General features: G+C 38.3%; 10 protein-coding genes. 1 reads left to right on the top strand and 9 read right to left on the bottom strand.

The window, feature by feature from the left end; genetic code table 11:
• Window positions 1-4 precede the first annotated feature (4 nt).
• The 5 genes from bioA to JML65_RS08940 all read right to left on the bottom strand — a co-directional run bounded on the left by bioA (window position 5) and on the right by JML65_RS08940 (window position 5,017).
• On the bottom strand, window positions 5-1,294 hold the full coding sequence (bioA, locus tag JML65_RS08960; RefSeq protein ID WP_202270588.1) for an adenosylmethionine--8-amino-7-oxononanoate transaminase: 1,290 nt from the start codon (window positions 1,292-1,294) through the stop codon (window positions 5-7).
• A gap of 275 nt (window positions 1,295-1,569) precedes the next feature.
• Window positions 1,570-2,559 (bottom strand): biotin synthase BioB, encoded by a 990-nt coding sequence (bioB, locus tag JML65_RS08955; protein WP_047496526.1) that lies wholly within the window; start codon window positions 2,557-2,559, stop codon window positions 1,570-1,572.
• 2 nt (window positions 2,560-2,561) lie between these two features.
• Window positions 2,562-3,173, bottom strand: coding sequence for a dethiobiotin synthase (gene bioD, locus JML65_RS08950; protein ID WP_202270587.1), 612 nt, complete (start codon window positions 3,171-3,173; stop codon window positions 2,562-2,564).
• Between the two features lie 118 nt (window positions 3,174-3,291).
• Entirely contained in the window at window positions 3,292-4,401 is a 1,110-nt protein-coding gene (locus JML65_RS08945) for an aminotransferase class I/II-fold pyridoxal phosphate-dependent enzyme (protein ID WP_202270586.1), read from the bottom strand.
• On the bottom strand, window positions 4,394-5,017 hold the full coding sequence (locus tag JML65_RS08940) for a hypothetical protein (protein ID WP_202270585.1): 624 nt from the start codon (window positions 5,015-5,017) through the stop codon (window positions 4,394-4,396). The genes JML65_RS08945 and JML65_RS08940 overlap by 8 nt, the downstream gene beginning before the upstream one ends.
• A 66-nt stretch (window positions 5,018-5,083) precedes the next feature.
• Here JML65_RS08940 and JML65_RS08935 point away from each other — a divergent pair, with 66 nt between their 5' ends.
• Window positions 5,084-6,571, top strand: a complete 1,488-nt coding sequence (locus JML65_RS08935; protein ID WP_202270584.1) for a PLP-dependent aminotransferase family protein — start codon at window positions 5,084-5,086, stop codon at window positions 6,569-6,571.
• 680 nt (window positions 6,572-7,251) lie between these two features.
• Here the strand turns inward: JML65_RS08935 and JML65_RS08930 are convergent.
• Genes JML65_RS08930 through JML65_RS08915 form a run of 4 tightly spaced genes read right to left on the bottom strand, consistent with a single transcriptional unit; the run spans window position 7,252 to window position 12,511 of the window.
• Window positions 7,252-8,439, bottom strand: coding sequence for a PepSY-associated TM helix domain-containing protein (locus JML65_RS08930; RefSeq protein WP_202270583.1), 1,188 nt, complete (start codon window positions 8,437-8,439; stop codon window positions 7,252-7,254).
• Window positions 8,440-8,441: 2 nt separating this feature from the next.
• Window positions 8,442-10,886 carry a TonB-dependent receptor gene (locus JML65_RS08925; protein WP_202270582.1) on the bottom strand — a complete coding sequence of 815 codons (2,445 nt, stop codon included), beginning with the start codon at window positions 10,884-10,886 and terminating at the stop codon, window positions 8,442-8,444.
• The gene (locus JML65_RS08920; protein ID WP_202270581.1) at window positions 10,873-12,261 is read right to left on the bottom strand and encodes an AMP-binding protein; all 1,389 of its coding nucleotides are present in this window, start codon (window positions 12,259-12,261) and stop codon (window positions 10,873-10,875) included. The genes JML65_RS08925 and JML65_RS08920 overlap by 14 nt, the downstream gene beginning before the upstream one ends.
• A 4-nt stretch (window positions 12,262-12,265) precedes the next feature.
• Entirely contained in the window at window positions 12,266-12,511 is a 246-nt protein-coding gene (locus tag JML65_RS08915) for an acyl carrier protein (RefSeq protein ID WP_084084248.1), read from the bottom strand.

Below are 12,511 nucleotides of genomic sequence, written 5' to 3'. Positions count from 1 at the left end.
TCATTTAGTCTTTAAACTGATCCAGGACTTCTATAATATTCTGATATACAAAATCCAATTCTTCGGAGGTAATACAATAGGGCGGAACCAGATATATTACATTTCCCAATGGCCTCATAATCATTCCCCTCTGTAAGAATTCATTATAAAGCTTCTTCCCTATTTCATTGAAATAAGAAGTACCATTCCCGGTTTTAAAATCAAAAGCTAAAATAGTTCCGATCTGACGTGCATTTTCAACTTGTGGATGCAAGGAAATCATTTTTATAAATTCCGAATGCTGCTGGGTAATACGTTTGATATTCATTTGGGTTTCTTCTTTAAGTAATAATTCCATACTGGCTAACGCTGCAGCACAGGCTAAAGGATTGGCCGTAAAAGAATGTCCGTGGAATAATGTCTTATGACGGTCATCAGATAAAAAAGCATTGTAAATTTCATGGGTGCAGGTTGTAATCCCCATAGGCATGGTACCCCCTGTAAGTCCTTTTGAAAAACACATGATGTCCGGTTTTTCTGTAAGGTAATCTGTTGCAAAAAGTTTTCCGGTCCTTCCGAAGCCTGTGAACACTTCATCCTGAATCATTAAAATTTCCTGCGTCCTGCAATACTGCATCAATTCATCAAGATTTTCTGCACTGTACATCAGCATTCCTGCTGCTCCCTGCACCAACGGTTCAAAAATAAAACAAGCTACTTCATCTGCTAACTGCCCAATCTGTATTTTTAAATCTTCCAGATTCTCCGCTGTAGGCGTATCGATAAAAACAACTTCAAATAACCTGCTTTCAAAAGGTTTGGTCCAAAAGCTTTTTCCACTTACAGCCATTGCTCCGAATGTATCTCCATGATAGGCATTTTTGAAAGCCAAAATTTTAGTTTTCTCCTTTCCCTGATTGTGGGCATACTGAATACACATCTTCAGCGCTACTTCTACCGCTGTGGAACCATTGTCAGAATAAAACACTTTATTCTGATTGTGAGGAAGAATATTCAATAAGTTTTCTGAAAGCTGTACAGCCGGTTCATGGGTAAATCCGGCAAAAATAACCTGTTCCAGGGTGTTAAGCTGTTCGAATACCCGCTGGGCAATATAAGAATGAGAATGTCCATGCAGAGTTACCCACCACGAAGAGACTACATCCAGATATTTTTTACCTTCATGATCATAAAGGTAAACCCCTTCCCCTTTAATAATCGGTATGGCATCAGCAGCTGTTTTCATCTGGGTATACGGATGCCAGTTGACTGCTTTATCTCTTTCCTGAAGACTAAGTTGTGTTATCGTATTCATATTTTGAGGTAAAATGTTTATAACATATTTTTAATTGGTCACAAAGTCCGCAAAAACTTCGTATTCCTGATTCATTAGTATAAGTTCGCAAAAGATGTTTGCTTGCACATAAGCCTCTTTCGAACTTTCACATTAAGATTTCCACTTCATTGGAATGCTGTCCGGATTCAACCTAACCCGGTAAAAAATCTGATAACAAAGTCTGAATACATTTCAGAATGTTTATAATTAAAATCCAAAATCCCATAAGTGATTATTTAGAGTTTGACATTGATCTAGCAACATTTAACTTCCTGATTAGATTTCATGGGTTTCAATCCCAGTGTTTCCAGCATCTGCATATCTTCAGATACTCCCGGATTAGGAGTCACCAATAAAGTTTCTCTTTCTCCCGTGAAAATAGAGTTTGCACCTGCCATAAAGCACCATGCCTGTTCAGTTTCTGTCATTTCAATACGTCCAGCACTCAATCGTACCATAGAAGCCGGCATCACAATCCTCGCGGTTGCAATCATTCTTACCATTTCCCAGGTATCTACTTTTTCGTTATTCTCCAGTGGTGTTCCTTCTACCCTTGCCAATGCATTAATGGGTACAGATTCCGGATGCTTAGGCATCGTTGCTAAGGTCAAAATCATTGAAATTCTGTCCCTATGTGTTTCTCCAAGACCGATAATTCCTCCTGAACATACTGTGATTCCAGCCTTCCTTACATTGTTGATCGTATTAATCCTGTTATCGAATGTTCTGGTAGAAATGATTTCTTCATAATACTGTTCAGAAGTATCCAGATTATGGTTATAGGCATACAAACCGGCTTCCTGAAGTCGTATTGCCTGCTCTTCGGTAAGCATTCCTAACGTACAGCATACTTCCAGTCCAAGTTCATTCACTCCCTTCACCATATCGATCACTCTGTCAAAATCACGGTTGTTACGAACTTCGCGCCATGCTGCAGCCATGCAGAAACGGGAGGAACCACTGTCCTTAGCTTTCTGTGCATGAGCTATTACCGTTTCCGTAGGCAATAAAGCCTGTACTTTGATATTGGTATGATAACGCGCGGCCTGTCCGCAATAGGAACAGTCTTCCGGGCATCCTCCGGTTTTGATTGACAATAATGTGGAGATCTGTACTTCAGAGGGATCATGCCGTTCTCTATGTACCGTGGCCGCTTTATAAATAAGCTCCATCAGGGGCAAATGATAAATTTCTTCAATTTCTTCTTTGGTCCAGTTGTGTCTAATTTCTGTTTTCTTATCCATTATCATAATTTTGTTATTGTTAATTGCTTTGCAGCCATTTTAATATGTTCTTTATCAGTATGGGTAATCTCCGGAATCCTGATAATTTTTGTATCACTTTCAATAAAGCTGCAGATGAGTCTTTCCGTATCCTGTGGAAAAACTCCATTAAGAATCAGGTATTCCAGCTTTATATTTCTTTGCTGTAATGCCATTATTGAAAGCAAGCTGTGATTGATACATCCTAAATAGTCTCTGACAACAAGCGCGGCAGGCAGATCCAGTATCTCTATCAGATCAATCATAAAAATATGATCTGAAAGCGGTACCATCAATCCTCCGGCTCCTTCTACAATCAATGAATTTTCAGTTTCCGGCAATTGAAAATCATCGAGTTGAATCTGTATGTTTTCTTCCCGTGCAGACTGATGAGGAGATGCAGCCAGTTGCAGGCGATGTGTTTCCGGATAGCAGGTGGTATGGTCTGTCCAGTCCTCAATTTTATGACTGTCTGTGTAATGGAGATCTCCGGACTGTACGGGTTTCCAGTAATCTGCTTTAAAATACTGAACCAAAATAGCTGAACAGATGGTTTTTCCTATTTCAGTCCCTATTCCTGTTATAAATAGTTTCATATGAGTTTTCGGGGTTCGTGATACGCGATACGTGATGTGAGGTTCGGGATGCGGGGTTTGGGTTGAAATTCACTTCCTTTTATTTTATAGGTCACTTCGTTTTTCTACCCTTTTGTTTTTAATTCAATTCTTTAATAATTCTTGTAAGTTTTAGTATTTCATCTTCCGTATTGAAGCTATGAAGGCATATTCTGATTCTCTCACTTCCTTCTTTTACCGTTGGACTGTATACGGCATAGGTTAAGAACCCTTCATCAGATAAAGTATTCTGTACCGTTTTCAGTTTTTGATTATCCGGAATTACAATAGCCTGAATGGGGCTGATTTCAGAAGAAGGTGTCTTCAGACCCTGATTTCTGAAAGTTCTGATGTTTTCGTGAAGCTTTTTTGACAGCTCCTGCTTCTTTTCTAAAAATTCATAACCAGTTTTGATACTCATCCATTGAAAATCCTGCGCAGAAGTGGTATAAATAAATGGAGATGCAAAATTGATAAGATAAGATTTCACGGTTTCATTACAGAGAATTGCGGCTCCGTGGGCTCCCAATGCTTTACCATATGTTACCACAGCTGCCAGCACCTGATTTTGTAACTGATACTTTTCAATCAATCCATTTCCAAAAACACCAAAAGCATGCGCTTCATCTACCAGTAAATCTGCATGATATTGCTTAGCAAGAGCGGCAATCTCCCGGATGGGAGCACAATCTCCTTCCATAGAATAAAGGCTTTCTATGGCGATATAACAATGCGTTTTCTGTTTCTTCAATAGGTTTTCCAAATCGTTCAGATCATTATGCCGGAATTTTGCTTTTCTGGCATTTGACATTCTGCAGGCATCGTGGACGGAACGATGGATCTGCTCATCTACAATCACCGTATCATGACGGCTGGGAAGTGTTGAGAACAGAGCAAGATTAGCATTATATCCGGATGGGAAAAGAAGTGCTGCAGGAAAATGATGATTTTCTGCAATACAACGTTCTACAGAAGTTGCCATACCGGTATTACCACTGATTAATCTGGAGCCGGTACTTCCTGAAAGCAGCTGAGGATTATCATTAATGCTTTGCAACAGGAGAGTTTGAAATTCTGTATTTCTTGCCAATCCCAGATAATCATTGGAATAAAAATCAATTCCTTCAGGCTGAAGCGTTAATCTTCTTAGTCTCCCTTCTTCATTTCTTGTATTGAGTGATTCCTGAAAACGATGAATACTGTTAAGCATAATTCAACTCTTCCACTTCTTTTGTAATCGCATTAATCCATTGATGATGCAGTTCTTTCTCAATGTTCAGTATATTTTCAGCATGTATTTTCCAGTCACCGGAAAATTCATTGAGCTGATTGATCATTTCTTCCAGATGTCCTTCTTCTTCGAGAATAATAGATTTCACCATGATCCGGGAAGATTCCTGGGTAAGGATATCCTGATATACCGGGTACAATTCATCAGCCCGAACTTCAATAGCATAGGTTACAAAGAGGTAGGCTGCAAACTTGAGCTCTTCCTGGCTAAGCTGAAAAACATGCTGAAGATACCTGCAGGCCTTAATATCCAGCGCATGAAGGTAATGTCGGGTTGCAGTGGGAGCAAGAAGTTCTTTATTTTCGTAAGTTTTGCATAATTCGGGATCAATCTTTCCGATTTGCTTTTTGAGATAGTAAGCGTGACGGTGCTCTTCAGCGGCATGCTTAAGCTGAATCAGTGTTACTGAAACCGGATGTTCGCATTTTGATATTTTTCTGGCCCCTGCATTCTCCATAAAGGAAAGTGTGTTCAGCCATTTGGCGTGAGTGGTATTATCCTGTACCACCCTTTGTAATAAGTGCTGAAATTCCATTGATTTTTATTTTGATGTCAAAAGTAGTATATTGCCGGATGGTCATATGGTGCCAGTTTTTATATTATGGATAGTCCGGTTAGAATTCCTTATGAAAGTTTCATAAAAATTGACAGAAAATCAGAAACATCGATCTATTTACAGATTGCGAATCAGCTGATCAATGCTATACAAAGGGGATTTTTACCTTTTGGAACTAAACTTCCGGGAACAAGAACCTTCAGTGATATGCTCGACATCCACAGAAATACAGCTGTGGCCGTTTATGATGAATTGTCTGCTCAGGGCTGGACGGAAAGTTTTCCGAATAAAGGAACTTTTATTATTGGGAATGATCAGGAAAAACCGGTAAAAATGAATGATTTTAAATCCAATAATCTTCAAAACTATCCACAAACCACAGGTTTTTCCTTCAAAGCCTCCAATATTTTAGATAATCCTTTTGAACATTCAGATTGTGACTATGTTTTTAATGATGGAGTACCTGATATCAGGCTGACCCAGATTGGTCAGCATTCCCGGTTTTACAGCTCTATCCTCAAGCGTAAGACCAATCAGAAAATCCCGGGACATTATAACCAGGATGGAAGTGAATTTTTTAAAGAACACTTATCGCGTTATCTCAATCTATCCCGTGGACTGCCTATTTCTAAAAACAACCTCCTGATTACCCGCAGTACGGAAATGAGTATTTATATTGTTTCCGAGATTCTTCTTTCTGCCGGAGATGTAGTGTTAGTGGGCGCTTTAAGCTATTTTTCAGTCAATATGATCTTTATGAAAGCCGGAGTTCAAATGCTTTCTATCCCGATAGATGAAGAGGGCATCATTGTTGAAAGCGTCAGAGAGGCTTGTAAAAAGCAAAAGATAAGAATGCTCTATCTTACTCCACATCACCACTACCCTACAACAGTGGCATTAAGTGCCCAGCGAAGACTGGAACTTCTGGAGCTGGCCAATGAGTATGGTTTTATTATTCTTGAAGACGACTATGACTATGAATTCCATTATGATAAAAGCCCTATCCTTCCCTTAGCCAGTGCTGATACGAACGGAATGGTTATTTATATAGGTTCATTCGGAAAATCTTTGGCTCCGGGATTCAGAACCGGTTTTATTGTGGCTCCGGAAAATCTGATGATAGAAATGCGTAAATATCTCGGTATTATTGACCGTCAGGGTGATATTCTAATGGAAAGAGCTTTGGGAGAGATGATTGAAGAAGGGGAAATTAACCGGTATCTGAAAAAATCTTTGAAAGTCTATCAGGAAAGGCGGGATTATTTCAGTGTTTTATTGAAAGAGCATTTAAAAGAATATATCCATTTCCAAAAACCTTCGGGAGGGTTGGCTATCTGGCTGGAATGGAATATTCCTATAAACCTTATGCAGCTTAGCAGAAATTGTGCTCAGAATGATCTGTTTATTCCTAAAACATTACTATATCAGAATAAACATCTTACAGCGATGAGATTAGGTTTTGGAGACCTCAATGCCGAAGAAATGGAAAAAAGTGTTGAAATTTTTTCTAAAACAGTAAAACTATTGATCTGATGTAAGAAACTCACAAATTAAAGGGAATTGAAAATCTCAATCTGCGAGAGAAAAAAACATAGTATTCTTAATTTTCCGACACAAATAATGATTTCTGATTGGGTTTGTTTCAAGTAAGCAAAGTAGTGACCAACAGATTGATTTGGTTAAGGTTTCGTGTAATTCATCCTGTTGTTTTTAATTAAAATATCTCGCAGATTAAGCGGATTGAGCAGATTAAAAGAGCACTAAAAAATCTGCGTGATCTGATTAATCTGCGAGAGAAAAAAACATAGTATTCTTATTTTTCCGACACAAAGAATGATTTCTGATTGGGTTTGTTTATAGTACTCAACAAATTGATTTGGTTAAGGTTTCGTGTAATTCATCCTGTTGTTTTTAATTAAAATATCTCGCGGATTGAGCAGATTAAAAGAGCATTAAAAAATCTGCGTGATCTGCTTAATCTGCGAGAGAAAAAAACATAGTATTCTTATTTTTCCGACACAAAGAATGATTTCTGATTGGGTTTGTTTCAAGTACGCAAAGTAGCAATTAACAGGTTGATCTGGTTAAGGTTCCGCGTGATTCATCCTGTTATTTTTAATTAAAATATTTCGCGGATTGAGTAGATGAAGAGGATTGAAAATCTATGAGAGAAAAAGCAAAAGCCCCTAAAATATAGAGGCTTTATTGAAAATTTAGTGATGGGATGGAAATACCACTTTATTTTTTTTATGCTTTGGTTTTTTCTTCTTCCTGTTTAAATAGATGATAAAACCTGTAATAGGAAGTGATGCAGCAATGATCCCTGCTAAAAAATAAATAATTCTGCTGGTCATTCCAAAGATACTTCCAGTATGCAGGTCGTAATTTCTTTCTCTTAATGCAGTTCCATATCCTATATTTTTGTCTTTATACGATTGCTGTTTCACTATCTCACCCGAGTACTGGTCAAAATTATATTGATCATTCCGGTACAGTCTGTTATCATAGGTAAGTTCAGCATAATAGGTCCCTTCTTCCGTTCTTGGAAAATTAATAAGGGCTGATTCTTTATCGGTAAGACCTTTTTCCATTTTGTTTCCAATCATATCCAAAATGTTTTTTTGATCCGAAAATTCTTCTGCGGGTATTTTACTTTTGGCTTTCTGTTCCGTAGGTGCACTTCCATTTAATGTCTTTTTCACCCATTTATCTACGTCCTCAAAACTCCAGATCATTGCAGAATAAGAAATGATTAATAGAGGAATCACAGCATAAAATCCCAGTACATTATGAACGTCATAATTGATTCTTTTCCAGTTGGCAGAAATTTTAATAAAGAACATTCCTTTCAACATGCTCTTGCTCATCTTTCTCGGGTACCATATCACTAATCCCGAGAATAAAATGATCGTCATGATAAGAGTGGAATATCCTGTGATGGTTTTTCCTATCTTCTCGCCCAACAAAAGCCTTCTGTGAAGGTCCAGCACAATTTCAAAAAAATCTTTTTTGGCATCTTCTACGGCCTGTACTTTTCCTGTGTAAGGATCCATATAAACCCTATAATAGTAAAGATAAGTTCCCCAATACGTTAGAGCATCATTATCCATTTTTAAGGTACGGAAAACATAAGTCTGTGAAGGGTCAGAAGACATGACCACTCTTTTAATTTTCAATCCTTCCGGAAGGGCCCTTTCAGCTTTTGAGGAAAGCTCGGATAGAGGCAGCTTTTTCTTTCCTATAACCTCAACAAAATATCTTTCCGGGTGTATCCATTGTTTTAATTCTTTTTCGAAGACAAGAATACATCCTGTAGCCGCCATTATTACAACTATAAGCCCGGACGTTAGTCCGAGCCATAGATGTAACTGATATGCTATTTTTCTAAATTTAAGCTTCATTATTAAAATTTAAGGCTTACCTCAGCTACAAAGTTACGGGGCATTTGAGCGACTACCACTCCCTGCCCTGCAAAATATTGCGCATTGCCTAAATTATTCATTTTAAAACCTACTCTGTATTTTTCTTTTTCCAGGGAAATAGAAGCATTAATCAGCGTATATGCTGGGAATGCAAACTGTCCGGTAGTGGTTTTATTTCCGGTAATCTGTTTACCTACACGGTTGACCCCAAAACCTACTCCCAGTCCCTGAAGTCCTTTAATAGGAAGGACATAACTGATCCAGGAATTAAATACATTAGCAGGGCCTGCAGATTCCGGACGACGTCCTTCTACTGCAGCATCCGCTTTTTCCATTCTACTGTGGTTGTATGAATATCCTGCAATAATATTCAATCCCTGAACAGGATTCATAACAGTTTCTATTTCAATTCCCTTACTTCTTTGCTGTCCATCCTGAACAACAATAGCATATTCTTTTCCATCACGGATTACCCCGGTGCCCCGCTGTATATTGTCAACCAATATATCATAATATCCCACGGTAAAGTTGAATTTGTTTCTCCAAAGATTTCCTTTTACTCCCACTTCCCACTGATTTGCAGTTTGTGGTTTCATATCTCCGCTATAGTCCTGTAATTGCTGTACGACTGGTGCTGTATAACTAAAACCATTCATATAGTTGGCATAAGCTGATAAACGGTCTTTGACCACCTGATAGACTAATCCTACTTTTGGAGACCACGCCGTTTGTTTGAATTCACCGGCACGCACATTAGTGTTCAGGTTAAGCTGTCCTTTGCTTTCATAATGGTCCAAACGTAAGCTTAGTAAAGTAATCAAACGGTCGGTAATATAAGTAACATTGGAAATATAGGCTCCATAAAGATTGGCTGAAGAGGTATTCCGTACCAAAGGTGCTTTTTTAGCATCAATAGCGGTTTGGGTAGCGGCCTGTATTTTCTGCAGAGCGAGATCTTTGGAAATATTTCCGTAACCACTTGTTAAGTTTTGTCCGTCTACATAATCAAATACCACAATCGGAGAATGGTTGTTATTGATAGACTGATTGAAATAATCTAATCCGATCAATACTTTATTTTTGATTTTTCCGATATTGAATTCTCCGTTAAAGTTTTGCTGAACACTGGTGGAAGAAGCTTCGGAGTTCTGCCATTGTACATTACGCTCCAGCATAGCATCGCTGGTATTTCCTCTGATAAACTGGTACTGATAGAGTCCTTCCGTTTTTCTGAAGTTACGGGAAAGTGACGTTTGTGAGCTCCAGTTATTTGATATTTTATAATTAGCCTCCGCTTTTACATTAATTGACGGAGCTTTCAGGGTCATATCATTGTTGGAGTACGATCTTTTCCAGTCGAATCCTAATTCATCAGGTGTATGGGCAAAAAATGCTCTCGTTCTGGGAAGAAAGATAATAGGGGTATTAGTTCCCTCATAATTATAAATCTGAGCTCCTAAGCTGAACTTCAGCCTGTCATTAACCTGATAGCTTAAGGTAGGGGCAACAAAAAATGATTTTCTGAATTCAGAATCTCTAAAACCATTCTGATACTGATAGGCCGCATTCAAACGGAATAATGTTTTTCTGGACTCAGTAATGGGACCATACACATCAGCCGTTACACGGTTCAGATTATAGCTTCCCATAAGGTAGGATACCTCCCCACCAAAGTAATCTTTAGGTTTTTTCGTTACCGCATTAATAAGTCCTCCGAAAGAGGTTACAGCACCTCCATATAGAGTTCCTGCCGGTCCTTTAATAACTTCTAAACGTTCAATGTCAGCAGGATCAATCTCTCCATTAGTGGTTGCAGGAAGACCATCTACCATTGATACTTTTGTGGGAAATCCTCTAAGGCTATAGTAGAAGCTTCCGTCCCCGGAACCCCTTCCCGGACTCCCCTGCATTTTTACCATCCCTGGCACATTTTTTAAAACTTCTGAAATGTCATAAGTAATCTGTTCCTTCAGTAATTGCTGGTTGATACTCGTATAAGCCTGCGGATTTTCTAAATTCCTTAATGGCATTTTAGAAACCGAAGTACTGTCTTTATCCAAAAATTTATTTCTGCTGAAAGCATATACGGTGATTCCTTCAATAACATTGTTTTCTGTTGAAGTATAGATGGGTGGAATTTCATAAACATCTTTCTCAATGCGGATTTGCTCGCGCATCAATTCGATATCATTTAAAACCACCTGAAGAGTATATTCTCCAGGTGGCACATTATCAAAATAATATTCTCCTAAATTGTTTGTCTTTGATTGATATGAAGTATTTACTATTCTTAAAAGTGCATTTTTTACCGGCACTTTCTCAGACAGCATGACCTTGCCGTTTACCCTTTCATTTTGCTGAGCATCAATAAAATGAGGAAGTAAGACAAAAGCTAAAAGTAATATAGGGGTTTTAAATGTTTTCATGCTGTAAGTTTTGTAACAGGGGATAGTTTATTTTACCGTTTTGTGATAATGGAAATGACTCTATGTGTTCGGTGCGGACGTATTGAGGATTAATGCGCAGCTTATTTTTAATAATTTCAGTGATGGCCTGGGGATCAATCTCCGGATTGTCATACAGCACAATGATTTTTTTGTCATTGGAATTCAGGCATACAAACGTATTTCCTTCCAGCTCATTTTTAAGAATAAATTCTACCTCATCCAGATTAAGCCGTATTCCGAAAAGCTTCATGATACGTTTTATTCTTCCTGTGATAGAGTAAATTCCGTTGTCTTCTTTTTTTGCAGTATCTCCTGTACGCAGTACTGCAGGCTGTTCGTAAGAACTAAGGTCTTGAAGCGTATGGGCATAGCCTCCAAAAATACTGGCATGTGAGAACAACAGTTCATCGGTATCAGGATCTATGCTGAAATTCCCACCATATACAGGAGTACCAATAGAAGTTTCTTCTTCCAGAAGACCATCTGTGGTAAGATAAGCCATTCTTCCACCTGCTTCCGTCTGACCATACTGTGCAAAGAATTGTTTTTCAAATTCAAGGCAATACGCAAAGATGGTTTTTCTCAGCTCACCATTGATCACCCCTCCTGTATGAGTCAGGTATCGTAAACTTTGACTGTCTTTTCTGAAGAAGCCTATCCTGTTAAGGTTCTCGTATAAAAATGGAACTCCTCCCAAGGTACTGTATCCATATTCCTCCATTTCATCCCAGAATGCCTTTTGCATAATATCTTTATCCGTACATACCATTCTTCCGGCACGCATACAGTTGGTCGTAAAAATAGAAAAGCCATATACAAAATTGATGGGTACATTCAATGGTACCACATCAGATTCCAGAATAGGCATATACTGAAGGATACTCACGGCATTCTGATACAGATTTTCATCCGATAACTTAACGAGTTTGGGAATTCCTGTAGTTCCTGAAGTACTTAAAAGAAGCTTAATTTCCGGATGGATCGTAATCTCACTTTGGTAATCATCTTTCATAAAGATTTTTACCGTATCAGAGAATGCTCTGATACTATATCCTTCTACCTCATCTCTGGATGGATCAAAGATATATTTCGGACGGTATTCTGCCTCCATCCGGTCTTTGAATTCCGAATGCAGTTTCTGTCCCAATAAAGCAATCGTATGGGCTGTTCCGTAAAAATTGAGAAGAACCTCAATACTGGAGAGCTGATTGTCATTGTACAAAAAGATCAATCCTTTTTCTACAGGATTCAAGCCTAAAGACCGATACAGCGTTCCAACCGGTATGGTATTACCGGTGGAAGCATCTGTAAGCAACAAGTTCTTGTTGGCAATTACATTTTCTAAAATTTTCATATACTTAGTTTTCTACGAATACATCGTATTTTTTCATTTTTTCACGGATCTTTCCGACGTTACCCATCTCAAGGATATCATTAAAATCAAACTTGATCTGATAAAACTGCTCCAGTGCTTCTACAATAAGCAGATGGGACATAGAATCCCATTCCGGAATTTCCTGATAGGTAAGATTTTCATCTACCAATTCTTTTTTTATAGCAATTGCAGAGGCAATTATTTCATAAAACTCTTCTGTTGTGTTCAT

The organism is Chryseobacterium sp. KMC2, assembly GCF_016756935.1.
In the GTDB taxonomy this organism is placed as follows: domain Bacteria; phylum Bacteroidota; class Bacteroidia; order Flavobacteriales; family Weeksellaceae; genus Chryseobacterium; species Chryseobacterium rhizosphaerae.
This window is presented reverse-complemented; position numbering and strand designations above follow the sequence as displayed.

Excerpts from the sequence above, each read along its gene's own strand:
- bioA (WP_202270588.1), bottom strand. The coding sequence starts at position 1,294 with ATGAATACGATAACACAACTTAGTCTTCAGGAAAGAGATAAAGCAGTC.
- bioB (WP_047496526.1), bottom strand. The coding sequence starts at position 2,559 with ATGGATAAGAAAACAGAAATTAGACACAACTGGACCAAAGAAGAAATT.
- bioD (WP_202270587.1), bottom strand. The coding sequence starts at position 3,173 with ATGAAACTATTTATAACAGGAATAGGGACTGAAATAGGAAAAACCATC.
- JML65_RS08945 (WP_202270586.1), bottom strand. The coding sequence starts at position 4,401 with ATGCTTAACAGTATTCATCGTTTTCAGGAATCACTCAATACAAGAAAT.
- JML65_RS08940 (WP_202270585.1), bottom strand. The coding sequence starts at position 5,017 with ATGGAATTTCAGCACTTATTACAAAGGGTGGTACAGGATAATACCACT.
- JML65_RS08935 (WP_202270584.1), top strand. The coding sequence starts at position 5,084 with ATGGATAGTCCGGTTAGAATTCCTTATGAAAGTTTCATAAAAATTGAC.
- JML65_RS08930 (WP_202270583.1), bottom strand. The coding sequence starts at position 8,439 with ATGAAGCTTAAATTTAGAAAAATAGCATATCAGTTACATCTATGGCTC.
- JML65_RS08925 (WP_202270582.1), bottom strand. The coding sequence starts at position 10,886 with ATGAAAACATTTAAAACCCCTATATTACTTTTAGCTTTTGTCTTACTT.
- JML65_RS08920 (WP_202270581.1), bottom strand. The coding sequence starts at position 12,261 with ATGAAAATTTTAGAAAATGTAATTGCCAACAAGAACTTGTTGCTTACA.
- JML65_RS08915 (WP_084084248.1), bottom strand. The coding sequence starts at position 12,511 with ATGAACACAACAGAAGAGTTTTATGAAATAATTGCCTCTGCAATTGCT.